Here is a 20133-nt window from a genome sequence, read left to right on the forward strand (position 1 = left end):
AAAACTTAGTGCCTATGAATGACATTAAGACCACCTGTTGCTTCAATGACGGTTCCTGTAATGAGGTCTGAACGGTCATCACATAGAAATGAAATGATACGCCCTATATCCTCTCCAGTACCAGACCTGCCTATTGGCGTTTCAACGTCTTTGATTTGGCGGGCTTCCTCTATTGTCGATTCTTTCATGTCTCCAACGATTTTGCCTGGACACACCATATTAGCGGTGATGCCGTTTTCGGCTTCTTCAATCGCAATGGTTTTCGTCAATGACGCAAGGCCCACTTTTGCCGCTCCAAAGGCTGATCTGTGCATCCAGCCTGGCGCATGGTCTGCTCCTTGGAAGCCATATGTGATAATCCGGCCAAAGCCTTGTTTTCTCATCATAGGGATCACCATTCGGAACAAATGGAACACTGCGGATAGGTTGCCTTCCATCATTTGATACCATTCGTCTTCAGAGTAATCCGCGAGTTTTTTTCGTTCAAAAATATAAGGTCCAGCATTATTGATCAAGGCATCAATCCGCCCAAATCGTTCTACTGCCAGCTCGACCATGTTTTTTAAATCTTCTCTGTTTGTCACATCGCCTTGGACAAATTGAAGCTTTTCTTCGTATTCTTGCAGTTCTTCTTTCATCTGCCGGACAGCTTCATCATCACTTCGATAATTCACTGTCACAGAATACCCCATATTCAGTAAAGACTCGGTGACTTTCCTGCCAAGTCCTTTAGAACCCGCTGTTATTAATGCGTGTCGCACACAATCTCCTCCTAAAGCAAAGGTTGCAAGTTCATGTGTTTCTTTTATTATCTTTACTTTACTATAAACCGGCTCCCTTCGCACTTTTGAACCCTTTAACAGTGAGGGGAAAACCGTATAGGGTGATTCATCCACTTTTTCATATCCCATGAACCATGGATATCGAGAAGCAGCGAAACAAACCGATAGCATTCTCTCACCTCATGAAGCTGGCGAGGAAGCGGGCAAATCTCTTCATACCCTAATTGAACCGCTTGTGCAGCTTCTTTCGTCAAAAGGTATTCGAGTGCAATCAAATCAAACGCAGCTGGTCCAAATACGACATATTCCGTATCAACTAGACTTGTCACTTGATCATCGTCTTCAATATATTGCGATGGGTCTAAATCAATTAAAATGAGACTGGCTGCATCAGGAGGACTTAGCGTTTCAAGCTTTTGCTGCACCTTTTCTGCATAATCCTGAAATTCAGGCTGATTAGTGTAATAGCGGCTGATGAGTTTGGAGACTGCCTTTTTTAACAGCGCATGGAATTCTCTCAAATGTCTCTTTTCTCCCCCGTATACTGCTCCGAAAAAGTTTGTTTGATATGAATGAAGATGCGCTAGTCTCCTCCCGTAATCCCTATAGAATTGTGCTGAACGGCCCTCAAAAGATGTTAAAGGGATTCCTTCTACTTTTTCCATGACATAAAAGTGTTTCCCCGCCTTCTTCACTTTACGAACAACTTTCGGAATATGGAAGGAATTCGTATGAGCCAGCTTTTCATTGATTTCATCAAGATGCTCTTGTACAGTACGGGCATCTACTCCATAAATCATGTTGATCCCATACACAAATTCACTTTCTTCTCTTGCAGTTTTTGGAGATTTCACTACATATTCCGTCTGATCTTGCAAGGAAATCAGCCACACATTATTAGCCCTACCGTCGTATGGTTCTCCTAACGTTTTCACTGATACGATAGGCTGATCAAACAAAGCCTGAAGCGTTTTCTTCATGAACTGTTGTCACTCCTTATTCAGCTTGACACTGGTATGCTTTCATTTTCTCCAGTGAAGATCAATCTCCTTTTTCCCATGAAAAAAACCATCCGTATAAACGAATGGTTTTGGCGAATTATGCTAGGCAGGCTTTTGCTTTTTCTAAAGCGAGCTGAATTTGTTTAAATCCAGTTCCACCTGCACTTGTTCTTTTTTCAACAGCAACATACGGATCAAGAACAGTGTAAATGTCTTTTTCAAAGAGGCCGCTTGCTTCTGTAAATGTTTCAAATGGAAGGTCACTTAAATAGATGCCTTTTTGAATGCATGTATACACAAGCTTCCCAACGATTTCGTGTGCTTCACGGAATGGCATGCCTTTTTTCGCAAGGTAGTCTGCCACTTCGGTCGCATTTGAGAAATCTTCTTTTGTTGCTTTTTTCATGATGTCTTCGTTCACTGTCATTGTTTGAATCATGCCTGTGAAGATTTGCAGGCTGCCAGCGATTGTTTTCACCGTATCAAACATGCCTTCTTTATCTTCTTGCAAGTCTTTGTTATACGTAAGCGGCAAGCCTTTCATAATCGTGAGCAGCCCCATCAGGTTGCCATATACCCGCCCTGTTTTTCCGCGGATCAATTCAGCCATATCCGGGTTTTTCTTTTGCGGCATCATGCTGCTGCCTGTTGCGTACGTGTCATCAAGCTCAATGAATTTGAATTCTTGAGAGCACCATAAAATGATTTCTTCACAAAGACGTGAGAGGTGCATCATCACAAGACTGCTATTAGACAAGAACTCTAAAATGAAATCACGATCACTCACGCCATCAAGGCTGTTCTCGTAAATATGGTCAAAGCCAAGAAGCTCTGCTGTATATTCACGATCAATTGGGAATGTCGTTCCTGCTAACGCCCCGCATCCAAGTGGTGACACATTAATCCGCTTCAATGAATCTTGAAAACGCGCTTTGTCCCGCTCAAGCATCCAAAAGTAGGCGAGCATATGATGGGCAAAGGAAATAGGCTGTGCACGCTGTAAGTGCGTATATCCTGGAAAAATCGTTTCAACGTGCTGTTCAGCTTTTTCTACAAGCACTGTTTGAAAAGAAGAGATCAGCTCAATGATATGCTCTACTTGGTTATTCAAATATAAATGCATATCGGTTGCGACCTGATCATTCCGGCTTCTCGCTGTGTGCAATTTGCCGCCAAGCGGACCAATCTCATCAATGAGCATTTTTTCAAGGTTTAAATGAATGTCCTCATAATCTACTGAGAAATCGAGTTCATCCGCCTCTGCCTTTTTCATGAGCGTATTCAGTCCGTCTTTGATTGCAGCGGCCTCCTCATCGCCGATGATACCGCATTTATTCAGCATACTTGCATGGGCAAGGGAGCCGGTCAGATCTTCTTTGACTAATTGTTTGTCGAAATGAATGGATGCACCAAACTCATCGACCCATTTTTCTGGTGTTTTTTGAAATCGGCCTCCCCAAAGCTTTTTCATGCTTTAACCTGCTCCTTTTTGTTCACGATGCTGTTTACTTTTGTTGGTAAACCCCAAAGGTTAATAAATCCTACAGCTGCATCATGATCGAATTCATCTGCTTTTGTGTAAGTTGCTAGATTTTCATCATAAAGTGAATATGGTGATTTACGTCCTTCTACAATGGCATGGCCTTTAAATAGTTTCACACGTACAACACCTGTTACGTTCTTTTGCGTTTCTTGTAAGAATGCATCTAGTGCTGATTTAAGTGGTGAGAACCATAAGCCGTTGTATATTAATTCAGCCATTTTTTGTTCAACGATTGGCTTAAAGTGTGCTACTTCTTTAACAAGCGTTAAGTCTTCAAGTTCTTTGTGTGCTTTTAATAGGGTAACTGCACCTGGGCACTCATACACTTCACGAGATTTGATTCCAACAAGACGGTTTTCAACATGATCGATTCTGCCTACACCATGCTGGCCAGCAACTTCATTTAAATGAAGGATCAGATCAGATAATGAATACTGGATTCCGTCAATCGCTGTTGGTTTTCCTTTTTCAAACGTGATTTCAATGATTTCAGGTGTGTCAGGTGTTTTTTCAAGTGGATTTGTCAGATCATAAGCACCTTCTGGCGGCGCTGCCCAAGGATCTTCTAAAATACCACATTCGTTACTTCTGCCCCAAAGGTTTTGGTCAATTGAATATGGGCTGTCTAAGTTAATCGGAATTGGAATACCGTGCTTTTGTGCATAGTCGATTTCTTCATCACGAGACCATTTCCATTCACGCACTGGTGCAAGAACTTCTAGGTCTGGATTCAATGCTTTGATTGATACTTCAAAACGAACTTGGTCGTTTCCTTTCCCTGTACATCCGTGTGCAACGGCTACGGCATTTTCTTTCTCTGCGACTTCCACTAATTTTTTAGCAATGAGCGGACGAGATAGTGCAGACACGAGTGGGTATTTCCCTTCATACATCGTGTGTGCTTGCAGTGCAGCAAGTGCAAATTCTTCAGCAAACTCTTCTTTTGCGTCGATCATGTAAGATTGAACAGCTCCGACTTGAAGTGCTTTTTGTTGAACGAATGCTAAATCTTTTCCTTCACCTACGTCCAGGCAGCAAGCAACAACTTCGTAACCTTGCTCCTGTAACCATTTAACTGCAACAGAGGTATCAAGACCTCCGGAATATGCTAATACGACTTTTTTATTTTGTGACATGTTTGAAAAGCTCCTCTCGCTTGTTTTGATTCTGTGAATGTTTTTTGCATAAAAATAAGTTTTAATTTATAAACATGCATTTAGTATGTATACACTGTAACAAGGAAAAATTGTTTTTTCAACCCCTTTATGAAAAAAACTCTGCCAAATTTTCTTGGCAGAGTCATTTTGGGCTATTTTTGATCTTTTTCAAGCTCTCGCAACACATGAGGAAGCTCTGGAATAATGAGTTTGGTCATGGCTAACCGAACTGCTCCGGTAGAGCCTGGTGTGGCAAAAACGGCTTTTTGGTTAATCACCCCTGCCGTCGCTCTAGATAAGATAGCGGCTGATCCAATATCTTCTGTATAGCTCAGCATGCGAAAAATTTCTCCAAAGCCCGGCAGCTCTTTTGAGAAAAGAGGTGTAATGGATTCAATCGTGACGTCCCTTGCTGCAATACCAGTTCCCCCGTTTAACAAGACGGCATCAATCTTCGCTTCGCTTATTCCTTCTAAAACGGCGTCTTGAATCGCTCCAATGTGATCTTTCACAATATCGTATGCAAGAATAAGATGCCCTTGTTCTTTGAGCAAATCAATCATCAGACGGCCGCTTTTATCTGTTTCTTTTGTCCTTGTATCACTGACGGTAATGACTTTTACATGAAGCCTCGTTTTCGCTTCGCGTTTATGTTCTTGGGCGCTCATATCTTCACACCGCTCCTTTCATATTGCCTCACATTATAGCATGCTGATTTCAATAGAAAAAAGCCCTTTTCCGCTGAGGAAAAGAGCTTCAAAAGGATGTTACGCTAAACGCATAACGTCTCTTGCAATCATAACTTCTTCGTTCGTTGGAATCACGATGACTTTTACAGGAGAGTGAGGGTAGCTGATGAATGCTTCTTCGCCTCTCATGTTGTTAAGAGATGGATCCCAGTATACGCCCATGAATTCTAGACCACGAAGTACACGTGCTCTCACTTCTGAGCTGTTTTCACCGATTCCAGCTGTGAAGATGATGGCATCTACACCATTCATTCTCGCTGCATAAGAACCGATGTATTTATGAATACGGCTTGCAAAAATATCTAGTGCTACTTCTGCACGGTCGTTTCCTTCTTCTGTCGCTTCTTCGATATCACGAAGATCACTTGAAAGACCAGACACACCTAAAAGACCACTCTTCTTATTCAAAGTAGAAAGTACTTCTTCCGCTGTATGTCCTGTTTTCTCCATAATAAATGGAATAAGGGCAGGGTCAATGTTACCTGAACGTGTTCCCATTGCAACACCCGCAAGTGGTGTGAAGCCCATTGACGTATCGATTGATTTTCCGCCTTCAACTGCTGCGATACTTGCACCATTTCCAAGGTGGCAAGAAATCAAACGAAGCTCTTCAAGAGGACGGCCTAATAGCTCTGCTGCACGCTCTGTTACGAACTTATGGCTTGTCCCGTGGAATCCGTATTTACGAATACCAAAGTTTTTGTAGTAGTCGTACGGAAGGCTGTATAGGTAAGACTGCTCTGGCATTGTTTGGTGGAACGCTGTATCGAACACAGCAATCGCTGGTACGTCAGGCAGAATTTGTTTAAATGCTTTGATTCCTACAACGTTTGCAGGGTTGTGAAGTGGTGCAAGCTCTGAAAGCTGATCAATGTCATTGATGACTTCATCTGTTAATACAACAGAATCGCTGAATTTTTCTCCGCCGTGAACGACGCGGTGTCCTACGCCATCAATTTCATTAAAGTCTTTGATGATGTTAAATTCAATTAGTTTTTCAAGCAGCATTTTAACCGCTACTGCATGATCTGGAATATCTGTGACTTCTGTTTTCTTTTCTCCATCTACAGAAATCGTGAAGATACTGTTGTCCATTCCGATTCTTTCAACAAGACCTTTTGTTAAAACGGTTTCTTCTGGCATGTCGAACAATTGGAATTTAAGAGATGAGCTTCCTGCGTTGATTGCAATAATTTTGGACATTACTGTCGCTCCTTTTACTCAGTTGTTATATAAGGTTTCACGTTTTTTCGGTGCTATATTCAACCTGTTTGAACGGGTCTTTTATAGTTTAACGATAAGTCCGAAAAATATCTGACTTTTTCATTTAAACATTGAAAACTTTGCATTTCAAGTACACCTTCGAACTGTTACCGCTTACATCAATAAGTCGTTATTTTCTGAATAATAAAATAGCCAGACATCACTCTGGCTATTCTTTCGTTTCTTTTTCTTCTATAAACCATTGGTCTAATTTTCTCATGACGCCAACCATTGCTTCCTTCTGTGAGAAAGATGGCAGATTGGCAAATAGCATACGTTTCGGTGCTTCGAGCCCCTCTTTTTTCTTTTGCATCACAAATAAGCTTTTGGCGTGCTTTTTGTCTTTGAACATAGAGACTGGTAGCTGAATTAACGCATTCATATATGCATGTTCTTTGATGAAATCCTTTAATTGTACGCTTTCTTTTCCTTCAAACAAATCGTTTGGAATGATGAAGAATAAGAAGCCGCCTTCTTTCGTGTAACGAAGACTTTGCTCAATGAATAAATAATGCGCAAAGGAATGACCTTCTTTTGCCTTTAATTCATAGTCTTTAGCGCGCTCATCATTTGGATAATACCCGACAGGAAGACTACATACAGCAACATCTGCAGGTGAGATAAGAAGCGGCTCAAGGCTGTCCTGGTGGAAAAGCTCTACTTCTTTTTCTTCTAAGTTCGCTTGTGCCCACGCAATTTTAATGAGCACGTCATCAATTTCAGAGGCAAAACCGCGTGTTGTTTCTGTTGTTACATTGTTGAGGACCGCAAGCAGTAAATTCCCTGTTCCTGCTGCTGGATCAAAGACAACCAGCTCTTTTTGTCCTTCTAAAAATTTATTGACCAAATAGCTGACAAACAGACCAATTGTATCAGGTGTCATCTGACGGTTTGGATGTGAAATATCCTTTTGTCCTTTTAATACGGCGAGCTGAAACGCTTTACGAATCTGCTCATGATCATAAGAGGCGAAATCTGCTTTCTCTATTAAATCTTTTAGTAAACCATTTCGATCATTTGCCTGGAAAAAGGCTTCTCCTGCTTCTGCCAATGCTTCAATATAGGAAATGTTCTGTTCCTTTTTTAAACGAATTGAAGCTGTATCGAGCAGCTCAAAAATCGTACTCACTTGATCTTTCTGCAATGCTTTTCTCTCCTCGCTTTGTTAAAAGCTATATGTTCTCATTGAAAAGAGCCCCAGTATGAAGCCGGAGCTCTTGTCGATGCTGCTTTTATAACAGTGATTTCGCAGCCTCAATGGCTTTTTCATAATTTGGATGATTGGTTGCTTCGCTTACGTACTCAGTGTAAACCACTTTTCCGCTTGGGTCTAATACGAAGACCGCACGCGCCAATAAACGCAATTCTTTCATATATAAACCAAACGCTTCACCAAATGACATATCTCTATGATCAGATAATGTTTCGACATTTTCAATTCCGTTTGCTCCGCACCAGCGTGCTTGTGCAAATGGTAGGTCTGCACTAATGGTATAGATATTGACCGGACCTAAACCGGCTGCCTCTTCATTGAAACGTCTTGTTTGTGCGTCACACACACCTGTATCAATAGAAGGAATCACTGAGATAATCGTCACTTTTCCTGTTAAATCAGAAAGTGAAACTTCCCCTAGTGAGTTCGTTAATACCGTGAAATCTGGAGCCTGCTCGCCTACTTTCACTTCATTTCCTACAAGCGTTACTGGGCTCCCTTTAAATGTGATCGATGCCAAAACAATTCCTCCCTTATCAAATGTATGGTTCTATCATAGTAGAGAAAGCAAAAAACTGCAAAGCCTAATCGTCCATTTTGAAAAAAAAGTTAACTGCAGGGCAGCTAACTTTTTAAAGGTCTATGTCATCTAGTTTTCGTTCTTTGTGACGATGCTCCCGTTCATCCTTCTTAAACATGTGCTGAAGACGTTCAATTGCTTGAGGAGCAGAATCCAATATTTTATCGAGCAGATGTGTGTGTTCATCCAAATGAAGCATTCGTACGCCATTTGTTCCCACAATTAAAAAGGCGATTGGTGTAATCGATACTCCCCCACCGCTTCCGCCTCCAAATGGGAGTCTCGGTTCTTTTCGTTCTTGTTCATCAGACCGTTTTTCTTTCTTTTGGTTACCGTTGAATTCACTGCCGCCGGCTGCAAATCCAAAACCAACCTTTGACACAGTGAGAATGACACTGCCGTCAGGGGTTTCGACTGGATCGCCGATGATCGTGTTCACATCAATCATTTCTTTTAAGTTTTCCATCGCTGTCTTCATCAGACCTTGGATTGGATGATCTGCCATTTTCGGGTTCCTCCTTAAACAGATGATTCATTCTTCGTTGCTTGAAGAGAGGCATTTTTTCTCGCCTTTCTCCCTTTTAACCAATGGACAAGTAATCGAATGGCTGCAAGCATAGCATGTCCAATCCGAAAATAAGCTATACATGCAAAGTGTGTCTGTGACACATTGTGCTGAAAAGCGGGAATCACTTCATAGACGGGTTTGTGCTTAAAGGTGAGGTGCTCCTGCATAAAGGCAAGAAGTGCTCCTTTGACTGACCACACACCACCGGCTGCTACACCTGTTAAAGCTGCGTCATGAAAACCAATCCATGTGGACCAGTGAAATGAGACGATTTTTATATGAATGAAGAACTTTCGCATGATCCGGTTTAGATCGACAATCTCTTTTGTAATACGCTCCATTTGATGAAGGATTTCCTTTACATTACGTTTTCCCACTTTTTTATGCATGGTTTCTTTTTCTTGATTAGGCGTTTTGGTGCTGGCCATTTTCTTTTCACGAATATCAATCGTTTGATCTTCCGTATTCACTTTCACCATCGGAATGTCTTTCTTCAGTCTGACAATTCCATATAAGGTGATGATCTTCACCGCAATATGGTCATTGTCATTTGCATGTGAATAGTCCAGTGAAATGGTCACTTTCATAAAGATCAATAAGATCACAAGGAACAAAAAAGCGGCAATCCAAACGTACAGCACTGTGCTCACTTCCTCCATAACAAATGATGCTTCCTCTACGATTATGGCTCTCCTTCTGGATTTTATACCCAATCACCCAAAAAAAGAGTTTGACCGGTACCCGGCCAAACTCTCTTTGATTATGCGTTTGATTCTGTTTTTTCATATAAATGTTCATGAACAACCACCGTATCTGCAAAGTAGTCATGAACCCCTTGCTTTTTCGGCGTGAACCCAACCACAGCATAGAGAACAAAAAGCGTATTAATATATCGCCCCACAATTTCTCTAAAGAAAATGACATCCCATGACAGCTTCTTCTCCGGCTGAAGTGAGACGACTTTGATTCCAAACACCATCTTTCCAAGTGTTTGTTGGAAAATCTTCGTCATGATCGCAAAATAAAGCAGAAAGACAATTGTGGTTGTGACGGAAAATGGGGAAAACCAGCCTCCCCCTTTTGACCAGCCAAAGAGACTAAAGATTGGAGAAACTGTCAAATGGTTAACACCCCATACGACGAGCCAATCTAGGATAAATGCCCAAAATCTAATCCAGAAACCTGCAAAGGCTTGCGCTTCAATTGAAGTGCGCTTCGCAAGAGTCGGCCTTGATTCTCCCTCTTGGCTGCGACTTTCCGTTACTTCATCGAATGTAGAATCCATCTATGATCCCTCCTTTATTTTGAATAGAGATACATCGGTTTAGACCCATTTGAGCCAGCCAGTGTTTCTTTTAAGTTCAGAAAATCAATTTCGCTTTTAAAGAGCTTGCTTGCACTCATATTGAAAAGAGAGTTCCAGCCAAAGCTTTGTGAATAGCTGATTACTGTTGCTCCTTTTAAGCCTTTTTCATTTTTCTTCATTGCTTTTAGTGCATCTTCATAGTACCCAAGCTCATCCACTAATCCGTTCGATTTCGCCTGTGTTCCGTCATATACTCGGCCGTCAGCAATTTTCTTGACGTCCTGCTTAGACATGCCGCGTCCTTCTGAGATGACTTTCACAAAGCCTTCATAAGAGTTGTCAACCATGCTTTGCATGATGTCGCGCTCATCTTTTGTCATATCACGATTTGGGGACATGATGTCTTTGAATTTTCCACTTTTAATGGTTTCATATTTGATGCCTAAATTATCTGCCAGCTTTGCATAATTCAAGCTTTGCATGATGACCCCTAGAGACCCTGTTAACGTTTCAGGTGAAGCAAAGATTTTTTTCGCTGGAGTGGATACATAATAGCCGCCAGAAGCCGCCATTGAACCCATAGAAACATAAATTGGTTTCTTCGCTTTCTTTACTTCTTCTAATTTTTTATGTATTTCAGCACTTTCATAGACACCGCCGCCAGGAGAGTTGACGCGCAGCAAGACACCTTTCACAGACGCATCGTCTTTTGCTTTATCTAATTCTTTTAAGAACGCACGATGATCATATGCTTCCCCGCCTAGAAGGCTGGATGCACCGCCGTTATCTTGAATCGTGCCATTAATCTCAAGTACAGCAATTTTACTCGCTCCGCTGCCATCCTCTAGTACCTTTTCTTCGATTTCGTCCCCGAATTGATAGCTCATCTTATTATCATTGAAGCTTTCATACAAGGCCGTCGTGATACTAATCACAATCGAAAAGCCAAAAACACCAAGTGCAATGATTAAGGCTACCCATCTTTTCGCATTCATTTCTTTCTCCTCCTTTTTGTCTCACTTCGTTCATACGAATACACACATGAAATGTTTCACAGGGTCTGTGGTTTTTTTACATTTCATTTCAACATATGATAGCACCGATGTGAAATGACGATCAACTTTACATCTTCTATCATTTGCTCATCATGACGAAAAATTGGTTATTTTATCCTCTCCCTATATCTAATAGCTCAGACCATCTTCACAACGAAACGCCCAGACCTCTCTTTCTTCCAAAATGAGCTATTAAATTATGCTCAAAGTCAGCGTCGTCTAATCACTTACAATGACTCATTTCTTAAATGGAAGCCTCTATCATGATGAAGCGTCTTTCTAATATTTTTACTTTCATATGAAAAAAGTGTAAAATGTGAACAAGGGTTTTTATGTAAGCCCTTTACTACTCGAAATCTATTTTTGACAACAAAGGGGAGAACGTCAATGACAGACAATCGTCGCAATGTATTTTTCTTTTACAAAAAAGATCATGAATTGGATGGACACATTTCTTCTCTGGAGAAGCTCGCTACCGATCAAGGCTTTCACGTCGTAAAGCGTGCAGAAGATGCCCATATCATTGCTTCAATTGGTGGAGATGGTACATTTCTTCAAGCGGTTCGCAAAACGAACTTCCGGGATGACTGCTTGTATGTAGGGGTATCAAAAACAGAGAATTCGCACCTATACTGCGATTTTTCGTTAGAACATTTTGATCAAATGATTGATGCCATGAACACTGAACAGATTGAAGTGAGAAAATATCCGATCATCGATGTAAGCGTTGACAGTACAAACCAGTTCCATTGCTTAAACGAACTGTCGATCCGCTCTAGCGTCATTAAAACATTTGTCATCGATGTGTATATAGATGATTTCCATTTTGAAACCTTTAGAGGCGACGGGATGATTATTTCCACTCCAACCGGTTCAACGGCCTACAATAAATCTGTCAACGGCGCCGTGGTGGATCCGATGCTTCCGTGTATGCAAGTAACCGAGCTGGCATCGCTGAATAACAACTCATACCGTACACTTGGAGCTCCTTTCATTTTAAGCAGTGACCGCAAGCTGACACTAAAGGTTGTTCAGGACGGTAACGACCATCCGATTATCGGTCTTGATAACGAAGCGCTAGGTACAAAACATGTCAAACAAATTGATATTGGCCTTTCTGGTAAAGTGATCAAAACGGTCAAATTAAAAGATAACTCCTATTGGGAAAAAGTAAAACGCAGATTCCTTTAATCAAAAAGCTCCTTTACGGGGCTTTTGTTTTCTTTTCAGCGTGATAGAAAACCTTTGAAGTCTAGGAAGAGTGAGCACCGGAACGGAGCGAATTTGACATTCGTGAGTACCGGAGCACAAATCTAACACCGAATGCGAGGGTTGTCTACACGCTGAAAGCTCCTTTATGGGGCTTTTTTTCATGTCTTTTCATTCACGGTCATGATTATGGTATGATGTCACAAGTATGAATGTACGAAAAGGAGAACACAATGACATTACAACAATTTGATCAATATCCATTAAGCGATGAATTGAAACAAGCGCTAGAAGCGCTTCATTTCCATACACCTACACCCGTCCAGCACGAGACATTATCCGTTGCTTTTTCAAGGCAGGACCTTATTGTCAAATCTCAGACAGGTAGTGGCAAAACAGCAGCCTACGGTCTGCCAATTTGTGAAATGGTGGATTGGGCTGAGAATAAACCTCAAGCCCTCATCCTCGTCCCAACAAGAGAACTTGCCATGCAGGTCAAACAGGATCTGACCAGCCTCGGACGATTTAAACGAATCAAAGCGGCCGCCATTTATGGAAAAGCTCCATTTCAAGCACAAAAAATAGAGCTTGCACAAAAGAACCACATTGTGTGCGGAACGCCGGGACGAGTCTTGGATCACCTTGAGAAAGGTACTCTTTCCTTAGAAAACCTTAAATTTTTTGTATTAGATGAAGCGGATGAAATGCTGAACATGGGTTTTATTGATCAAGTCTCTTCTATTATTCAGTATCTGCCGCCAAAGCGCATGTCAATGCTGTTTTCAGCGACCATGTCTGATGAGATGAAGAAATTAAGTGAACAGTTTTTACATTCACCAAAAGTAATTGAAATTGCACGGGAAGAAACGTCTGTACCACAAATCACTCACACCGTGATTGAAACGGAGGAAGAAGCGAAATTCTCTCTTCTTCAGCGTACGATCGTGATTGAAAACCCAGATAGCTGCATTATTTTCTGTAATACACAGGACCGAGTGAACGAACTCACAATGAAGCTGGATGAATGGGATGTGCCTTGTGACAAAATTCACGGAGGCATGAGGCAGGAAGACCGCTTTGCTGTCATGGATGAATTCAAAAACGGGGAATTCCGTTATTTGATCGCAACCGATATAGCAGCCCGAGGAATTGATGTCAGTGATATGACACATGTCATTCATTACGACTTGCCATATGAAAAAGAACGCTATATTCATCGGACCGGAAGAACTGGCAGAGCGGGTAAAAGCGGGAAAACGATTGCGTTTATGACAAGGCACGGGCAGCAGCTCATTGAAGAATTAAAGCAGGAAGCTGGCATTCATTTTCAGACTCAGCCTTATCCTACAAAAGAAGACGCAGAACAGCATGTAGAAAGCTTTGAAGAAAAGATTGAAACGCCGATTCAAAAGGAAAATAAACAAGCTGGCGTTGAAAAGGATATTATGAAGCTTTATTTTAACGGCGGGAAGAAAAAGAAGCTGCGGGCTGTTGATTTCGTTGGGACCATTGCCAAAATAGAAGGCGTTGCCTTTGATGACATTGGGATTATTACCATTCAAGATACGAAAACATACGTCGATATTTTAAACGGCAAAGGCCCTCTTGTGCTGAACGCCATGCGCCACACAACCATTAAAGGCAAGCAGTTAAAAGTTCATGAAGCACGTGCATAAAAAGTGAAGGCTAAGCGCCTTTACTTTTTTATTTAAAATAAAATAAGCTTACAACCCTTGAACCATCAGCCTTTCCTGCGTCCAACATGACAAATGTCATATTGAATACATGATGGGTGCTACTATGAACATGACACCTTTCCTTCTATACTTTGAAGTAGAAAGAAACGGAAAGGACTTGAACGTTCATGACGACTTCAACAAACACACAGCAGCAAGCCACTTTAAGAAAACAAGTTGGCCAATTCTCTGGTGCTAATTCGAAAAAAAGTATCATTCAACTCTTTAATACATTCATTCCATTTTTGGGGCTTTGGTTTCTTGCCTATTATAGCCTGAACATCTCCTACCTTTTAACCCTCTTCTTTGCGGTTATTGCAGCTGGTTTTTTAGTACGTGTCTTTATTATTTTTCACGACTGCTGCCATCAATCCTTTTTTAAACAGAAGCCGCTGAATCACCTGTTCGGTTTTGTAACGGGCGTACTCACCCTTTTCCCTTATCTTCAATGGCAAAGAGATCATTCAATTCACCATGCCACAAGCAGTAATCTAGACAAACGAGGTACTGGCGACATTTGGCTCCTGACAGTCAAAGAATATCAAGAAGCATCAGCTTGGACGAAGTTTCGCTACAGATTTTACCGTAATCCTTTTGTGATGTTTATTTTAGGACCGATCTTTGTTTTTCTCTTAAAAAACCGTTTCAACGTCAAAAATGCTCGTAAAAAAGAGCGCTGGAACACGTATTTTACAAACGTGAGCATCATTGCGCTAGCAACTGCAACGTGTCTTCTTTTTGGCTGGCAGGAGTTCCTGCTTGTCCAAGGTCCAATCTTCCTGATCTCAGGATCAATCGGTGTATGGCTGTTTTACGTGCAGCATACATTTGAAGATTCTTACTTTGAAGCAGATGAACATTGGAATTATGTGCAGGCAGCTGTAGAAGGCAGTTCTTTTTACAAATTGCCAAAGCTTCTTCAATGGTTAACAGGCAATATCGGCTATCACCATGTTCATCATTTAAGTCCGAGGGTACCGAATTATCATTTAGAACATGCCCATGAGCACAGTGAGCCGCTTCAAAATGTTCCAACCATCACGTTAAAAACAAGTATCGAATCAATGAAATTTAGACTTTGGGATGAAGAAACGAAAGCATTCGTTACCTTTAAAGAAGCACGGCAATCTAAGAAGATGCCCGCACCTGTCATAAAAGGAGACATTCTGAAGAAGAATGCATAATTGGCGCAAGCTCTTTCTTACAATAGAAGGAGCTTGTTGTATTTGCAGGATGCGCTCACCTGTTCAATTTGATAAAGTAGTGAAAAAGACTGAAAAAATGAAAAAGGTGAATCACGGATGAAAAAACAACTGAAAATTCAAAAACTGCATGGGATTTCCCCATATATTTGGGCGATTTTTTTCATCCTGCCCTTTTATTTTATCTTTAAGACCCCTTCGACTTTAGGCATTGTGATCGGCATTATTTTAAACGTCGTCTTTTTTGCGGTCTACCGTTTTGCCTTTGTCTCAAAAGGCTGGTCGTTATATGTATTCGGCCTTCTATTAATCGCCATTTCGACTGGTTATGTGATGCTCTACAGCTACATTTATTTTGCTTTTTGTATCGCCTATTTCAACGGGCATATCAAAAGAAAAGTCCCTTTCTATATCTTATACTATATCCATCTAGCGAGCGCTGCCGTAGCGGTGAACTTTAGCCTGATCTTAAAAAAGGGCTGGTTTCTCACGCAAATTCCGTTTGTCGTGATTACACTGATCAGCGCCATTCTCCTCCCTCTTAGCATTAGAAGCAGGAAGGAACGTGAACGGCTAGAAGAGAAATTAGAATATGCCAATGAACGGATCGCCGATCTTGTCAAACTTGAAGAAAGACAGCGAATTGCTCGCGATCTGCATGACACACTTGGACAAAAACTCTCTCTCATTGGATTAAAGAGTGACCTTGCCCGTAAGCTCGTGTATAAAGATCCTGAACAGGCTCGTGCCGAACTAAAAAGCGTCCAGCAGACAGCTAGAACGTCTCTAAATGAAGTGCGGAAAATTGTTTCTTCCATGAAAGGCATTCGGATCAAAGATGAGATATTGAACATCAAGCAAATCCTTGAAGCCGCCGATATTGACATGATTTATGATGAAAAGGAAGCGCCGAAACACATCTCTCTTCTGAACGAAAACATTGTGAGCATGTGCATCAAAGAGGCCGTGACGAATGTCGTCAAACATAGCGATGCCACTGTCTGTCAAATCACCATTCATCAAAAGTCAAAGGAAGCTGTCATTACAGTTGAGGATAACGGCACATTTAAAGGCAGTGATCCCTCCTCTCAAACGAAGGGACATGGCCTTTTAGGGATTAGAGAAAGATTGGAATTTGCAAATGGACGCCTGCACATTGAAACAAAAGACGGGACGAAGCTGATCATGAGTATTCCAAATGATTCAGCAGCGAAAGATAAGGAGGAAATAAAATGATTAACATCTTTATCGCAGAGGATCAGCAAATGCTGCTCGGTGCTCTTGGATCGCTTCTCGATTTAGAAGACGATATGACGGTTGTTGGAAAAGGTACAAACGGCCAGGACGCCATTGATTTTGCTCAAAAACATCCTGTCGACATTTGTTTAATGGATATTGAAATGCCAGGAAAATCTGGGCTCGATGCCGCTGAAGAACTTAAAAAGTCTGATGTGAAGATCATCATTTTAACAACCTTTGCTCGTTCTGGCTATTTTCAAAGAGCACTGAAAGCTGGCGTTAGCGGCTACATGTTGAAAGACAGCCCAAGCGAGGATTTGGCAAGTGCCATCCGCAGCGTGATGAAAGGGAAAAAGGTGTACGCCCCTGAATTAATGGAAGACTTGTATAGCGACGAAAATCCTTTAACTGAACGAGAAAAGTCGGTTCTAGAACTCGTCGCAGACGGAAAGAACACAAAAGAAATCGCCAAGGAACTCAGCATTAAAAGCGGCACTGTCCGAAACTACATATCCGTTATTTTAGATAAACTAGAAGTCAAAAACCGAATTGAGGCCATTACTCGTTCCAAAGAAAAAGGCTGGTTTAAATAAGAAAAAAGATCAGGTCATACCACTGCCTTGATCTTTTTTTCTTTTTATCAGAATTCCTCTATCCACTGCTAAAATATCATTGACAACAAACCTCACTTCTATGGTATGATATCTGAGTGATAATAATTATCATTATCACTCATACAACCAAATACACGGCTTATGTGCCGATTTCAAAGGAGTCTACATTCATGAAGAAAATATTGTTCCCTCTGATGCTCATCTTCGTACTTGCGTTGAGCGCATGTGGCAATAGCAACAACTCTTCCTCAAATAAAGGAAAAAATCAATCACCGTCATCAGACACGATTACATATCAATCTGAAAATGGACCTGTGAAGCTGCCAGCAAATCCAAAACGTGTTGTTGTTCTCGGATCTTACTCAGGAAATGTCATGTCACTTGGTGTGAACCTTGTGGGTGTTGACTCTTGGTCAAAAAAGAATCCACGTTTCCAAAAGAAATTAAAAAATGTGGAAGAAGTATCAGATGAAAATGTTGAAAAAATCATGAAGCTAAAGCCTGATGTCATCATCGGTTTAAGCAGTGCAAAAAATGTAGAAAAACTAAAAAAAATCGCCCCAACTGTTTTATTCACGTATAACAAAGTCGATTACCTTCAGCAGCATATTGAAATTGGAAAAGTCTTAAACAAAGAAAAAGAAGCAAAAGCATGGGTCAAGGATTTCAAACAGCGTGCAGCTGAAGCTGGCAAAGAAATCAAAGCAAAAATTGGTGAAGATGCAACCGTATCTGTCTTTGAGAGCGGCACAAAAGATCTTTACGTCTTTGGAGATGCGTGGGGACGCGGAACAGAAATCCTCTACCAAGCAATGAAACTAAAAATGCCGGAAAAAGTAAAAGAAAAAGCATTAAAAGCTGGTTACTATGCGGTATCACAAGAGGTCATCCCTGAATTTGCCGGAGACTATATGATCATTAGCAAAAACAGCGAGATGGACAATTCCTATCAAAACAGTGAAATCTATAAGTCCATTCCTGCTGTGAAAAAACATCGTGTGTATGAAGCAAATGCGGAAGAGTTTTACTTTAATGACCCACTCACACTTGAATATCAATTATCATTCTTTAAAAAGCACTTTTTAGGTAAATAAACCGAAGCAAGGGATCTCTTCCCTTGCTTTTTTGCCGTCTGCTTCTAGCGGGAGTACCTGTTTTCCGCTACAATGATGTACAAGTAATTCAAAAAGTGTGGTGCTCGTTTTGTTTAAAATTTTGCTGATTGAGGATGATACAACCCTCTTCCAAGAAATCAAAGAACGTTTAGTCAACTGGTCTTATGATGTGTATGGGATCAACAATTTTCAACAGGTCATGCAGGAGTTCACTTCCATCCAGCCTGATTTAGTCATTATTGATATTCAGCTGCCAAAGTACGATGGCTTTCATTGGTGCCGGATGATTCGGCATAATTCTAATGTGCCCATCATCTTTCTTTCCTCTCGTGATCATCCTGCTGATATGGTCATGTCGATGCAGCTTGGAGCTGATGATTTTGTACAAAAGCCCTTTCACTTTGACGTTCTCATCGCCAAAGTAAGTGCTGTTCTTCGCCGAGTCCATGATTATAATGCGGAACCAGCCAACTTAAAAGTCTGGTGCGGCGCTACCCTTGACCTCGAAAATAATACAGTGACAAATGAAAACGGTGAGATTGAATTAACAAAAAATGAGTTTTTTATTCTAAAAGAATTAATTCAGCATAAAAACCATATCGTCAAAAGGGAATCACTCATCCAAGCTTTATGGGACGATGAACGATTCGTGAGTGACAATACACTCACTGTAAACGTCAACCGCCTTAGAAAAAAACTAGACGAAATCTCCCTTGGCGCCTTCATTGAAACAAAAGTGGGTCAAGGTTATCTTGCAAAAGAAAAGGATGATCTATAATGCTGCAAGCATTTCTAAAAGAACGAAGAAGCTGGATCTTGTTCTTTCTTAGTTTGCAGCTTCTCATTCTCTTTGTTGCATATTTGGATACAACGATTCCGCTCGCTTCTCTTTTTTATATCGTGCTTTTGTCTACATTACTCTTCATTGTTTTTCTTTTTTTTCGTTATCGGAAAGAAACTGCTTATTACATGCAACTGAAAGAATGGGATGAAAACATAGACCATCAAATACGTCTCAAACCCTCTTCCCCCTTTGAACAAATTGTACAGGAGGCAACGTCAGAGCAAATTGACCGATACCGCCAGATGACGGCTAAGCAAAAGACTGCGCTGGAAGAAGAAAAAGATGAACTGCTCTCATGGATACACGAGGTGAAAACGCCGCTCACGGCGATGCACTTAATGATTGACCGCATAACAGAACAGCCGCTCAAATCAAATATGACATATGAATGGCTTAGAATACATTTACTCCTTGATGCACAGCTACATCAAAGCAGGATCCAACATATTGAAAATGATTTATTTATTGAAAAACTGGATCTCCAAAACATGCTAACGAAAGAAATCAAAGCGCTCCAATCGTGGTGTATGCAAAAAGGAATTGGCTTTGACCTTTTATTAGAAGAGCGAGACGTATTAAGTGATACAAAATGGTTATCCTTTATGATCAGACAAGTGCTGACAAACGCCGTCAAGTACAGCCAATCATCTGACATTATCATCGAAAGCAAACAAATGAACGAACAAGTGGTGCTCACCATCACAGATCAAGGCAGAGGAATTGACCCAAGAGACGTGTCCCGTATTTTTGAAAAAGGCTTTACCTCCACAAGACATCACAATGACACGGCCTCCACAGGCATGGGGCTCTATTTAACAAAAAAGGGAGCTGACGCTCTTCATATCACAATCGAGGTCAACTCCACATTAGATCAAGGGACAACTTTCACCTTTATCTTTCCGAAAAAGAATGATTTTGTGCATATTGCAAGCATGTGAACATGCAGTTCAAGAAACC

The 20133-nt window shown here is 41.1% G+C and carries 20 protein-coding genes; 8 read left to right on the top strand and 12 right to left on the bottom strand.

Going from position 1 to position 20133, the window contains the following annotated elements:
• Window positions 1–5: 5 nt before the first annotated feature.
• From ACTJJD_RS03860 to sppA, 12 genes are all read right to left on the bottom strand, one after another.
• Window positions 6–761, bottom strand: coding sequence for an SDR family oxidoreductase (locus ACTJJD_RS03860; RefSeq protein WP_079919522.1), 756 nt, complete (start codon window positions 759–761; stop codon window positions 6–8).
• A gap of 95 nt (window positions 762–856) precedes the next feature.
• Window positions 857–1762 (bottom strand): phosphotransferase, encoded by a 906-nt coding sequence (locus ACTJJD_RS03865; protein WP_440608122.1) that lies wholly within the window; start codon window positions 1760–1762, stop codon window positions 857–859.
• 118 nt (window positions 1763–1880) lie between these two features.
• Complete coding sequence (gene argH / locus ACTJJD_RS03870) at window positions 1881–3254, bottom strand: argininosuccinate lyase (protein WP_217816493.1); 1374 nt, start codon at window positions 3252–3254, stop codon at window positions 1881–1883.
• Window positions 3251–4462 (bottom strand): argininosuccinate synthase, encoded by a 1212-nt coding sequence (locus tag ACTJJD_RS03875; protein WP_008343148.1) that lies wholly within the window; start codon window positions 4460–4462, stop codon window positions 3251–3253. The genes argH and ACTJJD_RS03875 overlap by 4 nt, the downstream gene beginning before the upstream one ends.
• A gap of 173 nt (window positions 4463–4635) precedes the next feature.
• Window positions 4636–5151 carry a MogA/MoaB family molybdenum cofactor biosynthesis protein gene (locus ACTJJD_RS03880; RefSeq protein ID WP_440608123.1) on the bottom strand — a complete coding sequence of 172 codons (516 nt, stop codon included), beginning with the start codon at window positions 5149–5151 and terminating at the stop codon, window positions 4636–4638.
• A 99-nt stretch (window positions 5152–5250) separates the two neighbouring features.
• Entirely contained in the window at window positions 5251–6435 is a 1185-nt protein-coding gene (locus ACTJJD_RS03885; protein WP_007501728.1) for an acetate kinase, read from the bottom strand.
• 229 nt (window positions 6436–6664) lie between these two features.
• Complete coding sequence (locus ACTJJD_RS03890; RefSeq protein WP_440608124.1) at window positions 6665–7639, bottom strand: class I SAM-dependent methyltransferase; 975 nt, start codon at window positions 7637–7639, stop codon at window positions 6665–6667.
• Window positions 7640–7727: 88 nt separating this feature from the next.
• On the bottom strand, window positions 7728–8228 hold the full coding sequence (gene tpx / locus ACTJJD_RS03895) for a thiol peroxidase (RefSeq protein WP_007501731.1): 501 nt from the start codon (window positions 8226–8228) through the stop codon (window positions 7728–7730).
• Window positions 8229–8340: 112 nt separating this feature from the next.
• Window positions 8341–8793, bottom strand: coding sequence for a GerW family sporulation protein (gene ytfJ / locus ACTJJD_RS03900; RefSeq protein ID WP_007501733.1), 453 nt, complete (start codon window positions 8791–8793; stop codon window positions 8341–8343).
• 14 nt (window positions 8794–8807) lie between these two features.
• Window positions 8808–9515, bottom strand: a complete 708-nt coding sequence (locus ACTJJD_RS03905) for a DUF2953 domain-containing protein (RefSeq protein ID WP_338335335.1) — start codon at window positions 9513–9515, stop codon at window positions 8808–8810.
• 101 nt (window positions 9516–9616) lie between these two features.
• Complete coding sequence (locus tag ACTJJD_RS03910) at window positions 9617–10141, bottom strand: RDD family protein (protein ID WP_007501737.1); 525 nt, start codon at window positions 10139–10141, stop codon at window positions 9617–9619.
• A 14-nt stretch (window positions 10142–10155) separates the two neighbouring features.
• Complete coding sequence (sppA, locus tag ACTJJD_RS03915; RefSeq protein ID WP_007501739.1) at window positions 10156–11157, bottom strand: signal peptide peptidase SppA; 1002 nt, start codon at window positions 11155–11157, stop codon at window positions 10156–10158.
• A 447-nt stretch (window positions 11158–11604) separates the two neighbouring features.
• Here sppA and ACTJJD_RS03920 point away from each other — a divergent pair, with 447 nt between their 5' ends.
• The 8 genes from ACTJJD_RS03920 (at window position 11605) to ACTJJD_RS03955 (ending at window position 20114) form a co-directional block, all read left to right on the top strand.
• A complete protein-coding gene (locus ACTJJD_RS03920) occupies window positions 11605–12408 on the top strand; it encodes an NAD kinase (RefSeq protein ID WP_440608125.1) in 804 nt (267 codons plus the stop codon).
• 251 nt (window positions 12409–12659) lie between these two features.
• Window positions 12660–14102, top strand: coding sequence for a DEAD/DEAH box helicase (locus tag ACTJJD_RS03925; RefSeq protein WP_242730903.1), 1443 nt, complete (start codon window positions 12660–12662; stop codon window positions 14100–14102).
• A 188-nt stretch (window positions 14103–14290) separates the two neighbouring features.
• Window positions 14291–15346 carry a fatty acid desaturase gene (locus tag ACTJJD_RS03930; RefSeq protein ID WP_017367843.1) on the top strand — a complete coding sequence of 352 codons (1056 nt, stop codon included), beginning with the start codon at window positions 14291–14293 and terminating at the stop codon, window positions 15344–15346.
• A 117-nt stretch (window positions 15347–15463) separates the two neighbouring features.
• Window positions 15464–16600, top strand: coding sequence for a sensor histidine kinase (locus ACTJJD_RS03935; RefSeq protein WP_242730905.1), 1137 nt, complete (start codon window positions 15464–15466; stop codon window positions 16598–16600).
• Window positions 16597–17196: a response regulator transcription factor gene (locus ACTJJD_RS03940; protein ID WP_007501749.1), complete on the top strand. Its 600-nt coding sequence runs from the start codon at window positions 16597–16599 to the stop codon at window positions 17194–17196. The genes ACTJJD_RS03935 and ACTJJD_RS03940 overlap by 4 nt, the downstream gene beginning before the upstream one ends.
• A 191-nt stretch (window positions 17197–17387) precedes the next feature.
• Complete coding sequence (locus tag ACTJJD_RS03945; protein WP_242730907.1) at window positions 17388–18311, top strand: iron-hydroxamate ABC transporter substrate-binding protein; 924 nt, start codon at window positions 17388–17390, stop codon at window positions 18309–18311.
• A gap of 109 nt (window positions 18312–18420) precedes the next feature.
• Window positions 18421–19110: a response regulator transcription factor gene (locus ACTJJD_RS03950; RefSeq protein WP_440608126.1), complete on the top strand. Its 690-nt coding sequence runs from the start codon at window positions 18421–18423 to the stop codon at window positions 19108–19110.
• Window positions 19110–20114 carry a sensor histidine kinase gene (locus tag ACTJJD_RS03955; RefSeq protein ID WP_058337290.1) on the top strand — a complete coding sequence of 335 codons (1005 nt, stop codon included), beginning with the start codon at window positions 19110–19112 and terminating at the stop codon, window positions 20112–20114. Before ACTJJD_RS03950 ends, ACTJJD_RS03955 begins: the two co-directional genes overlap by 1 nt.
• The last annotated feature ends 19 nt before the right edge of the window (window positions 20115–20133 follow it).

The organism is Bacillus sp. 22446 (assembly GCF_052044955.1).
Lineage (GTDB): Bacteria > Bacillota > Bacilli > Bacillales > Bacillaceae > Bacillus > Bacillus altitudinis.